Consider the following 15,505-nt stretch of genomic DNA (forward strand, 5'->3'; position numbering starts at 1 on the left):
TCAGCCTCCGGCGATAACCTGAAAAAGCAGGATCCGATCGCCGTCCCGCAGTTGATGATGATCCCAGCGATCGCGGGGAATAACCTGCTGGTTCAGCGCCAGCGCCGTTCCCGGCTTGAGCTGGTTAAGCTGCGCCAGCAGCCCGTACAGGGTTAGCGCCTCCGCACACTGCATCGGCTCGTCATTGAAGAGGATGCGCATCGTCTCCTCCGCAAACTGGACAGCCCGCCGCCCGCTGTAGTCCCAGCGTGCGCCAGTGGTGCTTGCGCCCGTCAAACAGCCGTAGCTCGCCCTCTGCCACCGCCATGCCGCTGAGCAGCTTTAACGCCTCCAGCGCCTGCAACGTGCCCATCATCCCGACCACCGGGCCTATTACGCCCGCCGTGCGGCAGTTGCGCTGAGGTTCGTCATCGTCCGACCACAGGCAGCGGTAACAGCCGTGCGCCCACGGCGGGGTAAGCACCATCAGCTGACCGCCAAACCCCACGGCGCTGGCGGTGATCAGCGGGGTGTTCAGCGCCACGCAGGCGGCGTTAATCGCCTGGCGCGCCGCCATGTTATCGGTGCAGTCGAGCACCACGTCGGCCTGGGCCACCTGCTGACGGAGCGCCTCACCCTCCAGACGCGTCTTCAGGGTAATCAGCTCAACGTGTGGATTGAGCCGCTGTAAGCGCTGGCGGGCCGCGTCGGCTTTGGGCTGATTGATATCGTCGCTGGTAAACATAATCTGCCGCTGCAGGTTGCTCAGGTGCACCGCGTCATCGTCCGCCAGCACCAGCGTCCCCGCCCCGGCCGCCGCCAGATAGAGCGCGGCAGGGGAGCCTAAGCCGCCAAGGCCGATAATCAGCACCCGGCTGGCGAGCAGCCTGCGTTGACCGTCGATGGCGATATCCTCCAGCAGGATCTGCCGGCTGTAGCGCATAAAATCGCTGTCATTCATCGCCCACCCCCGCCAGATCGATAAGCTGTTGGGTAGCCAGGCGCCAGTCTGCGGCCTGGGTAATGGCGCTCACCACCGCAATGCTGCCGACACCGGTTGCCAGCACCTGCGGCGCGTGCGCGAGGCTAATGCCGCCGATGGCCACCGTGGGATAATCTTTCAGTCGCGTAACGTGGCTTGTCAGCTGCGCCAGCCCCTGCGGCGCGGAGGGCATCTGCTTGGTCTGGGTCGGGAAGACATGACCAAGGGCGATATAGGAGGGGCGAGCGGCCAGCGCAACGTCAATCTCCATATCATCATGGGTGGAGACGCCCAGGCGCAGACCTGCGTTGCGGATCGCGCTGAGGTCGGTTGTCTCCAGATCCTCCTGCCCCAAATGCACGCCATAAGCACTATGTTTAATCGCCAGCCGCCAGTAGTCGTTGATAAACAGCCGGGCCGCGTAGCGCTTGCCTAGCGCAATGGCTGCCACGACGTCGGCTTCTACCTCATGGTCCTGCTTATCTTTGATCCGCAGCTGAAGGGTGCGCACGCCCGCCTCCAGCAGCCGCTCAATCCACATCACACTGTCGACAACCGGATAGAGCCCCAGGCGGAAGGGCACCGGTGGGAAATCAGGCTGATACATCAGACCTCCTCCTTTTTGAGATAGATCTCGCCGCCGCGGGCGCGGAAGTCGTTCGACATATCGTTCATGCCCACTTCAATCGCCTGAGCCGCAGCGTAGTCCCGCACCTCCTGGCTTATCTTCATTGAGCAGAATTTGGGTCCGCACATGGAGCAGAAGTGGGCCACCTTGCCGGACTCCTGGGGCAGGGTCTCATCGTGGTAGGCGCGGGCGGTGAAGGGGTCGAGCGCGAGGTTAAACTGATCCTCCCAGCGGAACTCGAAGCGGGCTTTTGACATGGCGTTATCGCGGATCTGCGCCCCAGGATGGCCTTTGGCAAGGTCGGCGGCGTGGGCGGCGATCTTGTAGGTGATCAGCCCCTGCTTCACATCTTCTTTGTTCGGCAGGCCGAGGTGCTCTTTTGGCGTGACGTAGCAGAGCATGGCGCAGCCAAACCAGCCAATCATCGCCGCGCCAATGCCCGAGGTGAAGTGGTCATAGCCCGGGGCGATGTCGGTGGTCAACGGTCCGAGAGTATAGAACGGCGCTTCATGGCAGTGCTCCAGCTCTTCGGTCATGTTGCGGCGGATCATCTGCATCGGCACGTGGCCCGGACCTTCGATCATTACCTGCACATCGTACTCCCAGGCGATTTTGGTCAGCTCGCCCAGGGTATGCAGTTCGGCAAACTGCGCCTCGTCGTTGGCATCCTGAATTGAACCTGGGCGCAGGCCATCGCCTAACGACAGGGTGACATCCCAGGCGGCGCAGATTTCGCAGATTTCGCGGAAGTGCTGATACAGGAAGTTCTCCTGATGGTGGGAGAGGCACCACTTGGCCATGATCGAGCCGCCGCGCGATACAATGCCGGTAAGGCGATTAGCGGTCATCGGCACGTAGCGCAGCAGCACGCCTGCGTGAATGGTGAAGTAGTCCACGCCCTGCTCGGCCTGCTCAAGCAGCGTTTCGCGGAAGGTTTCCCAGGAGAGATTCTCGGCGATGCCGTTGACCTTCTCCAGCGCCTGGTAGATAGGGACGGTACCAATTGGGACCGGGCTGTTACGCAGGATCCACTCCCGCGTTTCATGGATATTGCGGCCGGTGGAGAGATCCATCACCGTGTCCGCGCCCCAGCGGGTGGCCCACACCAGCTTCTCCACCTCCTCTTCAATGGAGGAGGTCACCGCCGAGTTGCCGATGTTGGCGTTGACCTTCACCAGGAAGTTGCGGCCGATGATCATCGGTTCAGATTCGGGGTGGTTGATGTTAGCAGGAATAATGGCGCGCCCGGCGGCGACCTCGTCGCGAACAAACTCCGGGGTGATATTCTCCGGCAGGCGTGCGCCAAAGCCTTCGCCCGGATGCTGGCGGCGCAGCACCTCGCCACGAATACGCTCCCGGCCCATATTTTCACGCAGGGCGATAAACTCCATCTCCGGCGTCACGATCCCCTGGCGAGCGTAGTGCAGCTGGGTGACGCACTTTCCTGGACGGGCGGCGATCCACGCGGATCGGATCTTCGCGATCCCTTTCTCTACGTCGATCGCAACGTCAGGATCGCCATAGGGGCCAGAGGTGTCATATACCGGGATCGCTTCGTTCTCTTCAAACTGCGGTTCGGCTTTGCTGCCGCCGATAAGCGTCGGGCTAAGCTGGATCTCACGCATTGGCACGCGGATATCGCTCCGCGAACCCTGGATATAGATACGTTTTGAATTGGGAAAGGTGGTGCCCTCCAGCGTGTTGATAAAGTGCTGGGCAGCGGCGCGCTGTTCACGGCGGGTAGGTTTAATAGCAGACTCAGACATAGCTCATTCCATAAAAAGTTAAGGACGTGGCTTGTCAGAACGACGGATGAAGCAAGAGGATGCGTGTAGCCCGGAGAGGCACACGCCAGCAGATTGACTCTTGTTCCCTTCGCAGGTTCTAACCTGATCAGGTTCCGCGGATCCCGAATTAACGGTCTCAGCCGGTGCTTACGCACTCGGCACTCCGACAAGAAAAACCCCCGTGTTGCAGGGGGCAGGTAAATTAAACTACGCGTTAATGCTTAAGAACTCAAGCAGGGCGAGCGATGTTGCTGTCGTCGTTAGCGCTCTCTGCCAGGTTGAAATCGAACGCCAGCACGATCAGCTGATCCTCCAGCGTAAAGCGTGCCGCCAGCGCTTCGCCAATGCCGGACAGCGCTTCCTGGAACTCCAGGCAGTTATCATCGTCAATGGCATTCTCAAGATTTGAGTCGTAGTAGCTCATGATCTGCTGGGTATTGGCTTCCAGCTGCGGATAGATTTGCGTGGCCGCTAAAAGTGGGCTGCTCCCTTCCATTTCGCTGATAATTTGTTCATAAATACTAAAGTGTCCGGCGGACAGATAATCCACCAGATTATGGCAAAAATCGTCCAGGGCCTTCTCATCCAGCTCTGTAAAGGACTCCTTGCCCGGCTTAATGCCCACCAGGTTGTAGTACGATACCAGCAAATGCTTGCGCACCTGTAGCCAGTGATCGACTAGTGTATTACTTCCGCCTACGCGCGCCGTCAGGCTTTCCAGGTGGTTTAGCATGATTAACTCCGTGGTTTAAGAAAAAAAGTGTTCACCCAAAATATGTAAAAATGATGTAACCAACATGCCAGTGTCGCTAAGGTAGTGCAACAGATTATGGAACGTGTCATCGAATTAACCGATCAGGGCTGGTGGATCGTCAGCCATGAACAAAAATTATGGTTGCCCGCTGGAGAATTACCACACGGCGAGGCAGTTAATTTTGATCTTGTGGGCCAGCGCGGGTTAATTATCGGCGAGTGGCAAGGTGAGTCCGTGTGGCTGGTTCGTCAGCACCGGCGTCAGGATATGGGCTCGGTACGCCAGCTGATGGATCAGGAGGTCGGTCTGTTCCAGCTTGCCGGGCGTGGCGTACAGCTGGCGGAGTTCTACCGTTCGCATACGTTCTGCGGCTACTGCGGGCACACCATGCATCCCAGCAAAACCGAGTGGGCGATGCTGTGCGGCGGCTGTCGCGAGCGCTACTACCCGCAGATTGCTCCCTGCATTATCGTCGCGATCCGCCGCGATGACCACATTCTGCTGGCCCAGCATACCCGCCATCGTAACGGGATCTACACCGTGCTCGCAGGTTTTGTTGAGGTGGGAGAGACTCTGGAGCAGACCGTTGCCCGCGAAGTCATGGAGGAGAGCGGTATCCGGGTAAAAAACCTGCGCTATGTGACTTCCCAGCCGTGGCCGTTCCCCCAGTCGCTGATGACCGCCTTTATGGCCGAGTATGACAGCGGGGAGATCGTCATCGACCCTAACGAGCTGCTGGACGCGGGCTGGTATCGCTACGACCAGCTGCCGCTGCTGCCACCGCCGGGCACGGTAGCGCGTCGGCTGATTGAGGACACGGTCGCGCTATGTCGTACAGAATATGAGGGTCCGGCAGAGTATGAGTGAAGCATAGAGCGGCGTGTTACAATAACGGTCTGACGCATTGAGGAATTGCAAAATGACCGAATTGAAAAACGATCGTTACCTGCGCGCGCTGCTGCGCCAGCCCGTGGATATCACGCCGGTATGGATGATGAGACAGGCCGGGCGCTATCTGCCGGAGTACAAAGCCACGCGTACCCAGGCAGGCGATTTTATGTCGCTGTGCAAAAACGCCGAGCTGGCCTGTGAGGTTACGCTGCAGCCGCTGCGTCGCTACCCCCTTGATGCCGCCATTCTGTTCTCAGATATCCTGACCATCCCGGATGCCATGGGGCTGGGACTCTACTTTGAAGCCGGGGAAGGCCCGCGCTTTAGCCTGCCGATTACCGGCAAAGCCGACGTTGAGCGGCTGCCTGTTCCCGATCCGGAGCAGGAGCTGGGCTATGTGATGAACGCCGTGCGCACTATCCGCCGCGAGCTGAAAGGGGAAGTGCCGCTGATTGGTTTTTCCGGCAGCCCGTGGACGCTGGCGACCTATATGGTCGAGGGCGGTAGCAGCAAGGCCTTCACTAAGATCAAGAAGATGATGTATGCCGAGCCGCAAACCCTGCATGCGCTGCTGGAGAAGCTGGCGAAAAGCGTCACGCTCTATCTCAACGCGCAGATTAAAGCCGGTGCGCAGTCGGTAATGATTTTTGATACCTGGGGCGGGGTGCTGACCGGACGCGACTATCAGCAGTTCTCGCTCTACTACATGCATAAGATCGTTGATGGCCTGCTGCGGGAAAACGAAGGGCGCCGCGTGCCGGTTACCCTGTTTACCAAAGGCGGTGGACAGTGGTTAGAGGCAATGGCGGAGACCGGCTGTGATGCGCTGGGCCTCGACTGGACCATTGATATCGCCGACGCCCGCCGTCGCGTAGGGCACAAGGTAGCGCTGCAAGGTAATATGGATCCCTCGATGCTCTATGCACCTCCGGCCCGCATCGAAGAAGAAGTAGCGACTATACTTTCTGGTTTCGGCCAGGGCGAAGGCCACGTCTTTAACCTCGGTCACGGTATTCATCAGGATGTGCCGCCTGAACATGCGGGCGCATTTGTAGAAGCGGTGCATCGTCTCTCGGAGCAATATCACCGCTAAGGAGCATATATGGATCTCGCGTCGCTACGCGCTCAGCAAATCGAACTTGCCTCATCGGTGATCCGCGAGGATCGTTTTATCAGCGATCCCCCGGCGTTTATCGGCGGCGCTGACGTTGGCTTTGAGCAGGGTGGTGAAGTGACCCGAGCAGCGATGGTACTGCTGAAGTACCCGTCGCTGGAGCTGGTGGAGTACCAGATTGCGCGTATTGCCACCACCATGCCCTATATCCCCGGCTTTCTCTCTTTCCGTGAATATCCCGCGCTGATGGCGGCGTGGGATATGCTATCGCAAAAACCCGATCTGCTGTTTGTTGACGGACACGGTATCTCACACCCGCGCCGTCTTGGCGTCGCCAGCCACTTTGGCCTGCTGGTGGACGTGCCGACCATCGGCGTGGCGAAGAAACGCCTGTGCGGCAAGTTTGAGCCGCTCTCGCCTGAGCCAGGCGCACTCGCGCCGCTAATGGACAAAGGCGAGCAGCTGGCGTGGGTATGGCGCAGCAAAGCGCGCTGTAATCCGCTGTTTGTCGCGACCGGTCATCGGGTGAGCGTGGACAGCGCCCTGGCGTGGGTTCAACGCTGCACGCAAGGCTACCGTCTACCGGAACCCACACGCTGGGCCGATGCCGTTGCATCGCGGCGTCCGGCATTTATGCGATGGCAGGAAATTCAGCCCTGATTCAGGTACACTGCGGCTAATTTCCGATAGCGAGAATTCACCATGTTACAAAACCCTATTCACCTGCGCCTGGAGAGGCTGGAGAGTTGGCAGCACGTCACCTTTATGGCCTGCCTGTGCGAGCGCATGTATCCCAACTACGCCATGTTCTGCCAGCAGACCGGCTTCGGTGACGCGCAGCTTTATCGCCGCATTGTTGACCTTATTTGGGAGACGCTGACGGTGAAAGACGCGAAGGTGAATTTCGACAGCCAGCTGGAGAAGCTGGAAGAGGCGATCCCGGCGGCAGAGGATTACGATCTCTATGGCGTCTATCCGGCCATCGATGCCTGCGTCGCCTTAAGCGAGCTGGTGCACTCACGCCTGAGCGGTGAAACGCTGGAGCACACCATCGAGGTAAGCAAAACCTCTATCACCACGGTAGCGATGCTGGAGATGACCCACGCCGGTCGCGAAATGACCGATGAAGAGCTGAAAGCGAACCCGGCCGTAGAGCAGGAGTGGGACATTCAGTGGGAAATATTCCGACTTTTGGCTGACTGTGAAGAACGCGATATTGAGCTGATTAAAGGGCTACGTGCGGACTTACGCGAGGCGGGTGAGAGTAATATTGGTATACTTTTGCAGCAATGAGGCAACAAAACGTGATTTAACGCCTGTTTTGTCTCACTGGAAGGCTTCCCATTGGCCCCCCGTCTGGTCTACATTTGGAGGGCGAAAAAAAGTGGCTATCGGTGCGTGTATGCAGGAGAGTGCTTTTCTGGCATTTTCGTCGCACTCGATGCTTAGCAAGCGATAAACACATTGTAAGGATAACTTATGAACAAGACTCAACTGATTGATGTAATTGCAGACAAGGCTGACCTGTCTAAAGTACAGGCGAAAGCTGCCCTGGAATCCACCCTGGCTGCTATTACTGAGTCTCTGAAAGAAGGCGATGCTGTACAACTGGTTGGTTTCGGAACCTTCAAAGTGAACCACCGCGCTGAGCGTACTGGCCGCAACCCGCAGACCGGTAACGAAATCAAAATCGCCGCAGCTAACGTGCCGGCATTTGTTTCTGGCAAAGCTCTGAAAGACGCAGTTAAATAAGACCGCGTGACAGCGAACAGTTTTGATGAGGGGGCGTTTACGCCCCTTTTGTCTGTCTGGCGTCGTACCCTGACGCTGGCGGGCCTGCTGTTGCTGACGGCCTGCAGCCATAGTGACTCGCTGCCGCCCTTTACCGCCAGCGGCTACGCAGGCGACCACGGCGCGGTGCGTATATGGCGTAAGGACGATGGAGATGCCGTCCATCTTCTGACGGCGTTTAGCCCGTGGCGTAGCGGAGATACCTCTATCAGCGAATATCGCTGGCAGGGCGATCGGCTGGCGCTGATCGAACTCAACGTTTACGGCACCCCGCCGGAACACATTCGTGCCCGCTTCGACGAGCGTGGCGAACTCAGCTTTATGCAGCGAGAAGTCAACGGCCAGAAGCAGCAGCTCTCCAGCGACCAGATCGCGCTCTACCGCTACCGTGCCAACCAGATCCGCCAGACCAGCGATGCCCTACGCCAGGGGCAGGTGATGCTGCGTCAGGGACGCTGGCACCGCGACGGCTCGGTAACCACCTGTGAAGGCCAAACCGTCAAGCCTGATTTTGAACCGCAGGCGCTAAGCCATATCCAGCGTCGTCAGCAGCACTCTTCAGCGGACGTGAGTCTTGCGTGGCTGGAAGCGCCGGAAGGAACGCAGCTATTGCTGGTGGCAAATGAGGATTTCTGCCGTTGGCAACCTGATGAGAAAACCTTCTGATTTAAAGCAGGTTTACCAGTTGTCCATCCCCATATGGCCGCTGCCGCCATAGTGACCTTCACCACAGCCACCATACCCCATTCCTGCGCCACGCGAGACACCCGCCTGTGCCATAGCAATATCCCGTTTCACACGCTGTTCATCCAGGGCCTGATGGAGGGACTCTATCTCTTTTGCCACCGCACTGATTTTAGCGCTATCCGGCGTGCTGGCGGTTAGCAGTGAGTTGTACTCATAGCGCTTGGACATTAACTGCTGACGCAGGGCGTCGGTCTGCGTGTAGTAGTCAGTATGGATCTTCTGTACGGCCGTTTGCTGTTCGGCGTTAAGCGGGCCGATATTTTGCTGCTCTGCGCCAGCGTCGCGCGCTATGGCGGAAGTGGAACTTAATGCCAGCAGAGAGAGGGCAAGCAGCGTCAGGCCCGGTGTGTTAATCCGTTTCATCATATCTCCTCTTGGGGTTAGTTTCAGTCTTTGAACTGCATCTTTCATGCCAGGAGATTCATCCCGTGCCGGATGGGCTGTGCCAGCAATTAACGTGTTAAAGCGAGTAAAAATGACCCGTTTGGTCAAACCTGCGGGTCATTTTTACTCAGCAGTATCAGTAGATTATGCCGAAGGTCAGGGTTATGGGCGGTAAAAAGCGGCATGATTTCTGCTGTAGCAGGAAAGGGATCGGCATCAAGAGAGAGCGTATACGTTTATGCGAGGACATAAGGACACGATAGCTAAATGGCTAAGCGGTGGACTACCTGCTGTCATTCTTATTCTGGTAGGGCTGTTTTCTGTCATGGTGATCCGTAACTATGGGCGGGAAACCAACGCGGCCCGCCAGACGCTGCTGGAGAAAGGAAACGTGCTGATCCGGGCGCTGGAGTCAGGGACGCGAGTAGGAATGGGTATGCAGATGCACACTGTCCAGCGGCAGAGGCTCCTGGAGGAGCTCGCCGGGCAGCCCGGCGTACTCTGGTTTACCGTGACGGATGCGCAGGGAAACATTGTTACCCACAGCGATCCCAGCATGGTAGGCGAAAAACGCTACCCAACCGATGAGATACCGAGGTTACATTCAGGCGAAGAGGTGCGGTGGCGGCGTATTAAGGCGACAGATAAGAGGGGGAATTCGGTGCCTGCAATAGAGATCTCTCGTCCTTTCCAGCCGCTATTTGCTTCGGAAAGGGAGGGTATGCGGCGCTGCGATAGCTCGCGCGCGGGTGCACCTTCAGCACAGCAGACCATCTTTGTCGCTCTCAACGCCAGCGAACTGGCAGTGACCCAAGCGCAAGAGCGGCGCAATATGCTCACTGTTCTGTTCGCCCTGACGACGGTCTTGCTGGCAACGCTCCTGACATTCTTCTGGTATCGCCGGTATCAGCGTTCCCGTCAGCAGTTGCAGGATGAGATGAACCGTAAAGAGAGGCTGGTGGCGCTCGGGCATTTGGCGGCGGGCTTGGCCCATGAAATCCGTAATCCGCTCTCTTCTATTAAGGGGCTGGCAAAATATTTTGCAGAGCGCACGCCCGTAGGCGGCGAAGCGTATGAACTGGCACAGGTGATGGCAAAGGAGGCCGATCGCGTAAATCGAGTGGTAAGCGAACTGCTGGAGCTGGTTAAGCCTGCGCATTTGTCCCTGCAAGCGGTAAATCTCAACGATGCGATCGCCCACTCTTTGCAGCTTGTCAGCCAGGATGCACAAAGCCGGGAAATCCAGCTGCGTTTTACGGCAAAACCGACGCTGCCGCCTGTCCAGGCTGATCCGGACAGATTAACTCAGGTACTGCTGAATCTTTACCTGAATGCGATACATGCGATCGATCGTAAGGGGGTCATCACCGTTGAGGCGAGTGAGGCCAGGGCTGGTCGCGTTAAAATTACCGTTACCGATAGCGGGAAGGGGATCGCGCCAGAGCAGCTGGAGGCGATTTTTACTCCTTATTTTACGACCAAAGCCGACGGCACTGGTCTGGGACTGGCGGTGGTGCAGAACATTATTGAGCAGCATGCCGGTACTGTTCAGGCTGCCAGTCCGGCGAGGGCAGGGGCGATTTTCACTCTCTGGCTACCCATAAACGCAAAACGTAAGGATTTACAGGGATGACAGATGGAAAAATCGACGTTCTGGTGGTTGATGATGACGTCAGCCACGGTACGATTTTGCAGGCGCTACTGCGGGGCTGGCGCTATAACGTGACGTTGGCATGCAGCGGGCGCGCTGCGCTTGAGCAGGTGCGCGGGCGCGTTTTTGACCTGGTGCTGTGCGATGTGCGCATGGCAGAGATGGACGGTATTACAACGCTCAAAGAGATCAGAGCGCTAAATCCGGCTATTCCAGTGCTGATTATGACGGCCTTCTCCAGCGTGGAGACCGCAGTAGAGGCGCTTAAAACCGGGGCGCTTGACTACTTGATCAAGCCGCTGGATTTTGACAGCCTGCAGGAGACGCTGAAGCGCGCGCTGGCACACACGCGGAACTACGTTAGCGATCTGCCTCAGGTCTCTGCTACACGGTTTGGCATGGTCGGCAAAAGCCCGGCGATGCGGCAGCTACTTAGCGAGATTGCGATGGTTGCCCCTTCCGATGCCACAGTATTGATTCAGGGCGAATCAGGTACCGGTAAAGAGCAGGTTGCCAGGGCGCTGCATGCCAGTAGTTCACGCTGTGACAAACTGCTGGTTACGCTGAACTGCGCAGCGCTTAATGAGTCATTACTGGATTCTGAACTGTTTGGTCATGAAAAGGGGGCGTTTACCGGCGCAGATAAACGCCGGGAAGGACGTTTTGTTGAGGCCAACGGCGGCACGCTGTTTCTTGATGAGATTGGCGATATTTCGCCAATGATGCAGGTTCGGCTGCTGAGGGCGATTCAGGAGCGTGAGGTGCAACGGGTAGGCAGTAACCAGACGCTCTCCGTTGACGTTCGCTTGATTGCCGCCACTCATCGTAATCTGGTTGAAGAGGTGAGCGCTGGCCGATTTCGCCAGGATCTCTACTATCGTCTGAACGTAGTTACTATTGATATGCCTGCACTACGCCAGCGTCGGGATGATATTCCACTGCTGGCTGAACATTTTCTTCAGCGTTTTGCTGGGCGTAACCGCAAAGTGGTGAAAGGGTTCACCCCTCAGGCGATGGATCTCCTGATCCACTATGGCTGGCCTGGAAATATTCGTGAACTGGAGAATGCCATCGAACGTTCGGTCGTTCTGCTGGCCGGGGAGTACATCTCTGAGCGCGAATTGCCGTTGGCGATTGCTAACATGCCTATCATAGAGTCGAAAGCGACTGCCATTCAGCCGTTGGTTGAAGTTGAAAAAGGGGTGATTCTCGCGGCGCTGGAGAAAACGGGCGGCAACAAGAGTGAAGCCGCCCGTCAGCTAGGAATTACGCGTAAAACGCTGCTGGCGAAACTGTTGCGTTAGCTCTGCTTCTGCTCGCGCGCAATAGCACGATAGCCAATATCCTGGCGGCTGAAGCTGCCCTCCCAGTGAATATCTGCCATTAGCGCATAGGCGTTCTTCTGCGCTTCAGCAACGGTGTTACCCAGCGCGGTGGCACAGAGCACGCGTCCGCCGCTGGTGAGCACCTGGTCGTCGTCAGCAAGCGTGGTACCGGCATGGAACACCTTACCGCCGATGTTCTCCAGCGGCAGGCCGTGGATCACGTCGCCGGTGCGGTAGTTACCCGGGTAGCCACCTGCGGCAATGACCACGCCGAGCGAGGCACGATCGTCCCACTCCGAGGTTTTCTCATCAAGCTTGCCTTCACAGGCGGCCAGACAGAGCTCCACTAGATCGGATTTCATGCGCAGCATGATCGGCTGGGTTTCTGGATCGCCAAATCGACAGTTGAACTCGATCACCTTCGGGTTACCCTGCCGATCGATCATCAACCCAGCATAGAGGAAGCCCACGTAGGTATTGCCTTCCGCTGCCATGCCTTTCACGGTTGGCCAGATCACGCGATCCATGGTGCGCTGATGTACCTCGCTGGTGACGACCGGCGCAGGAGAGTAAGCCCCCATTCCACCGGTGTTCGGTCCGGTATCACCGTTGCCTACGCGCTTATGATCCTGACTGGTGGCCATCGGCAGCACGTGCTCGCCGTCGACCATGACAATAAAGCTCGCCTCTTCACCGTCGAGGAACTCTTCGATAACGATGCGGTGACCCGCGTCGCCAAAGGCGTTGCCTGCCAGCATATCGTGCACCGCCGCTTCTGCCTCTTCCAGGGTCATCGCCACAATGACGCCTTTACCCGCAGCCAGACCGTCGGCTTTAATGACGATCGGCGCGCCTTTATCGCGCAGGTAGGCCAGAGCAGGCTCAACCTCGGTAAAGTTCTCATACTCGGCGGTGGGAATGTTATGCCGAGCGAGGAAGTCCTTAGTAAACGCTTTAGAGCCTTCAAGCTGGGCGGCACCCTGAGTCGGGCCAAAGATTTTTAGTCCCGCAGCCTGGAATGCATCTACCACGCCAATCACCAGCGGCGCTTCCGGGCCAACGATAGTCAGATCGATCTTCTCGTTCTGGGCGAAGCTCAGCAGGGCAGGGATATCCGTCGCGCTCACGGCGACGTTCTGCAGGGCTGGCTCCAGCGCCGTACCGGCGTTGCCGGGCGCAACAAAAACGGTGCTTACCAGCGGGGACTGGGCCGCTTTCCACGCCAGGGCATGCTCGCGTCCGCCGTTACCAATAACTAATACTTTCATTCTCTGCTCCGTGAATTAATGGCGGAAGTGGCGCATGTCGGTGAAGATCATCGCAATGCCGTGCTCGTCGGCGGCAGCAATGACTTCATCATCGCGAATAGAGCCGCCCGGTTGGATCACGCAGGTCACGCCCACGGCTGCCGCAGCATCAATACCGTCGCGGAACGGGAAGAAGGCGTCAGAGGCCATCGCGGAGCCTTTCACTTCCAGCCCTTCGTCACTGGCTTTGATACCGGCAATTTTTGCGGAGTAGACGCGGCTCATCTGTCCTGCGCCGATACCGATGGTCATCTTCTCTTTGGCGTACACAATAGCGTTGGATTTAACAAACTTGGCTACTTTCCAGCAGAAGAGGGCATCGCGCATCTCTTCTTCGGTCGGCTGGCGCTTACTGACCACGCGCAGCTCGCTGTTGGTCACCATGCCGAGGTCGCGATCCTGAACCAGCAGGCCGCCATTCACGCGTTTGAAATCGAGGCCTGCCACACGCTCGGCCCACTTGCCGCAGGTCAGGACGCGGACGTTCTGTTTAGCAGCGGTAATCTTCAATGCCTCTTCCGTCGCGGAGGGGGCAATGATCACCTCAACAAACTGGCGAGAAATGATCGCCTGGGCGGTATCAGCATCCAGCTCACGGTTAAAAGCAATGATGCCGCCGAAGGCCGAGGTCGGATCGGTTTTATAAGCGCGATCGTACGCGCTGAGAATAGAGTCGCCTACCGCCACGCCGCACGGGTTCGCATGCTTAACGATGACACAGGCCGGCTCGTTGAACTCTTTCACGCACTCCAGCGCCGCGTCAGTGTCGGCGATGTTGTTATAGGAGAGCGCTTTGCCCTGGACCTGGGTAGCCGTCGCCACGGAGGCCTCTTTAATACCTTCTTCTATATAGAAGGCAGCCTGCTGGTGGCTGTTTTCGCCGTAACGCATATCCTGCTTCTTAATAAAGTTCAGGTTAAGGGTACGTGGGAAGCGGCCAGCGGGCTCTTTAGTGTCACCGTGGTACGCCGGAACCAGGCTGCCAAAGTAGTTGGCGATCATGCTGTCATAGGCGGCGGTGTGCTCGAAGGCTTTAATCGCGAGGTCGAAACGAGTCTCAAGGGTCAGCGAGCCTTCGTGAGCATCCATCTCTTTAATAATGGCGTCGTAGTCACTGCTCTTTACCACAATCGCCACGTCTTTATGGTTCTTGGCAGCGGAGCGCACCATGGTAGGGCCACCGATATCGATATTCTCTACGGCGTCTTCCAGCGAGCACCCTTCACGGGCAACGGTCGCGGCAAAGGGATAAAGGTTCACTACCACCATATCGATAGGATCGATGCCATGCTGAGCCATGATCCCATCATCCTGACCGCGACGGCCAAGAATGCCGCCGTGGACTTTCGGGTGCAGCGTCTTTACACGTCCATCCATCATTTCCGGGAAGCCGGTGTAATCGGACACTTCGGTTACCGGCAGGCCTTTATCTGCCAGCAGGCGGGCAGTACCGCCGGTGGAGAGCAGCTCCACGCCGCGCTGGGAGAGTGCCTGAGCGAATTCGACGATACCGGCCTTATCAGAAACACTGAGCAGAGCGCGGCGGACTGGACGTTGTTGCATGGTATAAATCCCCGGGATTTGAACATTACAGAGAGCGTTAGCTGAATTTTTCGCTAAAAACTCAGCTAACGCCCCACAAGGGGCCGCCTTGAATGAGCGAAGGCATTTTAACGAAAACGTTTGCGCATCGCTCGTAAATTTTCAATTTTTCGCAGTGGTGTGGATAACTCTGTGCGTAAAAAGGTATAAGGCCGCGTTTTGCTGTGGAATGCAGCAGTCAGTCATTTTTCTGCAATTTAACTATTGCGGGCGCTCGAGAACTCCCTATAATGCGCCTCCATCGACACGGCGGATGTGAATCACTTCACACGATGAGCCGGGTTGATTGAAGAGTAAAAAATCCTGAAATTGAGGGTTGACTCTGAAAGAGGAAAGCGTAATATACGCCACCTCGCAACGGTGAGCTGAAAGCCGCGTTGCACTGCTCTTTAACAATTTATCAGACAATCTGTGTGGGCACTCGAAGACATGGATTCTTAAACGTCGCAAGACGCTAAATGAATACCAAGTCTCTGGAGTGAACATACGTAATTCATTACGAAGTTTAATTCTAAGAGCATCAAACTTAAATTGAAGAGTTTGATCATGGCTCAGATTGAACG

The 15,505-nt window shown here is 57.2% G+C and carries 17 protein-coding genes and 1 riboswitch; of the genes, 8 read left to right on the top strand and 9 right to left on the bottom strand.

What is annotated here, in order from left to right:
* The 5 genes from thiS to rsd form a co-directional block, all read right to left on the bottom strand.
* Nucleotides 1-201: a sulfur carrier protein ThiS gene (gene thiS, locus NR795_RS20510; protein WP_144819392.1), complete on the bottom strand. Its 201-nt coding sequence runs from the start codon at nt 199-201 to the stop codon at nt 1-3.
* Nucleotides 182-940 carry a HesA/MoeB/ThiF family protein gene (locus NR795_RS20515; protein ID WP_144819393.1) on the bottom strand — a complete coding sequence of 253 codons (759 nt, stop codon included), beginning with the start codon at nt 938-940 and terminating at the stop codon, nt 182-184. The genes thiS and NR795_RS20515 overlap by 20 nt, the downstream gene beginning before the upstream one ends.
* Nucleotides 933-1,568, bottom strand: coding sequence for a thiamine phosphate synthase (gene thiE / locus NR795_RS20520; RefSeq protein WP_257759204.1), 636 nt, complete (start codon nt 1,566-1,568; stop codon nt 933-935). Before thiE ends, NR795_RS20515 begins: the two co-directional genes overlap by 8 nt.
* A complete protein-coding gene (gene thiC / locus NR795_RS20525) occupies nt 1,568-3,355 on the bottom strand; it encodes a phosphomethylpyrimidine synthase ThiC (RefSeq protein ID WP_257759205.1) in 1,788 nt (595 codons plus the stop codon). The genes thiE and thiC overlap by 1 nt, the downstream gene beginning before the upstream one ends.
* Nucleotides 3,356-3,442: 87 nt before the next feature.
* A riboswitch (TPP riboswitch) is annotated at nt 3,443-3,552 on the bottom strand.
* A 53-nt stretch (nt 3,553-3,605) separates the two neighbouring features.
* Nucleotides 3,606-4,109, bottom strand: a complete 504-nt coding sequence (gene rsd, locus NR795_RS20530) for a sigma D regulator (protein ID WP_144819396.1) — start codon at nt 4,107-4,109, stop codon at nt 3,606-3,608.
* Between the two features lie 96 nt (nt 4,110-4,205).
* Between rsd and nudC the strand changes: the two genes are divergently transcribed.
* From nudC to NR795_RS20560, 6 genes are all read left to right on the top strand, one after another.
* Nucleotides 4,206-4,997 carry an NAD(+) diphosphatase gene (gene nudC, locus NR795_RS20535; protein WP_144819397.1) on the top strand — a complete coding sequence of 264 codons (792 nt, stop codon included), beginning with the start codon at nt 4,206-4,208 and terminating at the stop codon, nt 4,995-4,997.
* 52 nt (nt 4,998-5,049) lie between these two features.
* A complete protein-coding gene (hemE, locus tag NR795_RS20540) occupies nt 5,050-6,114 on the top strand; it encodes a uroporphyrinogen decarboxylase (RefSeq protein WP_257759207.1) in 1,065 nt (354 codons plus the stop codon).
* A 9-nt stretch (nt 6,115-6,123) separates the two neighbouring features.
* On the top strand, nt 6,124-6,795 hold the full coding sequence (gene nfi, locus NR795_RS20545; RefSeq protein WP_144819398.1) for a deoxyribonuclease V: 672 nt from the start codon (nt 6,124-6,126) through the stop codon (nt 6,793-6,795).
* Between the two features lie 42 nt (nt 6,796-6,837).
* Nucleotides 6,838-7,428 carry a YjaG family protein gene (locus NR795_RS20550; RefSeq protein ID WP_144819399.1) on the top strand — a complete coding sequence of 197 codons (591 nt, stop codon included), beginning with the start codon at nt 6,838-6,840 and terminating at the stop codon, nt 7,426-7,428.
* 186 nt (nt 7,429-7,614) lie between these two features.
* A complete protein-coding gene (hupA, locus tag NR795_RS20555; RefSeq protein WP_032615913.1) occupies nt 7,615-7,887 on the top strand; it encodes a nucleoid-associated protein HU-alpha in 273 nt (90 codons plus the stop codon).
* Between the two features lie 6 nt (nt 7,888-7,893).
* Nucleotides 7,894-8,592, top strand: a complete 699-nt coding sequence (locus NR795_RS20560; RefSeq protein ID WP_144819400.1) for a DUF1481 domain-containing protein — start codon at nt 7,894-7,896, stop codon at nt 8,590-8,592.
* Nucleotides 8,593-8,604: 12 nt separating this feature from the next.
* Here the strand turns inward: NR795_RS20560 and zraP are convergent, their stop codons facing one another.
* Nucleotides 8,605-9,036 carry a zinc resistance sensor/chaperone ZraP gene (zraP, locus tag NR795_RS20565; RefSeq protein WP_144819401.1) on the bottom strand — a complete coding sequence of 144 codons (432 nt, stop codon included), beginning with the start codon at nt 9,034-9,036 and terminating at the stop codon, nt 8,605-8,607.
* 259 nt (nt 9,037-9,295) lie between these two features.
* Here zraP and zraS point away from each other — a divergent pair, with 259 nt between their 5' ends.
* The gene (zraS, locus tag NR795_RS20570; protein ID WP_257759209.1) at nt 9,296-10,690 is read left to right on the top strand and encodes a two-component system sensor histidine kinase ZraS; all 1,395 of its coding nucleotides are present in this window, start codon (nt 9,296-9,298) and stop codon (nt 10,688-10,690) included.
* Entirely contained in the window at nt 10,687-12,012 is a 1,326-nt protein-coding gene (zraR, locus tag NR795_RS20575; RefSeq protein ID WP_257759210.1) for a sigma-54-dependent response regulator transcription factor ZraR, read from the top strand. Before zraS ends, zraR begins: the two co-directional genes overlap by 4 nt.
* Here the strand turns inward: zraR and purD are convergent.
* The 3 genes from purD to NR795_RS20590 all read right to left on the bottom strand — a co-directional run.
* Complete coding sequence (gene purD / locus NR795_RS20580) at nt 12,009-13,301, bottom strand: phosphoribosylamine--glycine ligase (protein ID WP_257759211.1); 1,293 nt, start codon at nt 13,299-13,301, stop codon at nt 12,009-12,011. The genes zraR and purD overlap by 4 nt on opposite strands.
* Before the next feature lie 15 nt (nt 13,302-13,316).
* Nucleotides 13,317-14,903: a bifunctional phosphoribosylaminoimidazolecarboxamide formyltransferase/IMP cyclohydrolase gene (purH, locus tag NR795_RS20585; protein WP_257759213.1), complete on the bottom strand. Its 1,587-nt coding sequence runs from the start codon at nt 14,901-14,903 to the stop codon at nt 13,317-13,319.
* A 264-nt stretch (nt 14,904-15,167) separates the two neighbouring features.
* A partial coding sequence (locus NR795_RS20590; RefSeq protein WP_257759214.1) for a hypothetical protein occupies nt 15,168-15,505 on the bottom strand: 338 nt, incomplete at its 5' end.

Source organism: Pseudescherichia sp. L3 (assembly GCF_024656065.1).
Classification (GTDB): Bacteria; Pseudomonadota; Gammaproteobacteria; order Enterobacterales; family Enterobacteriaceae; genus Pseudescherichia.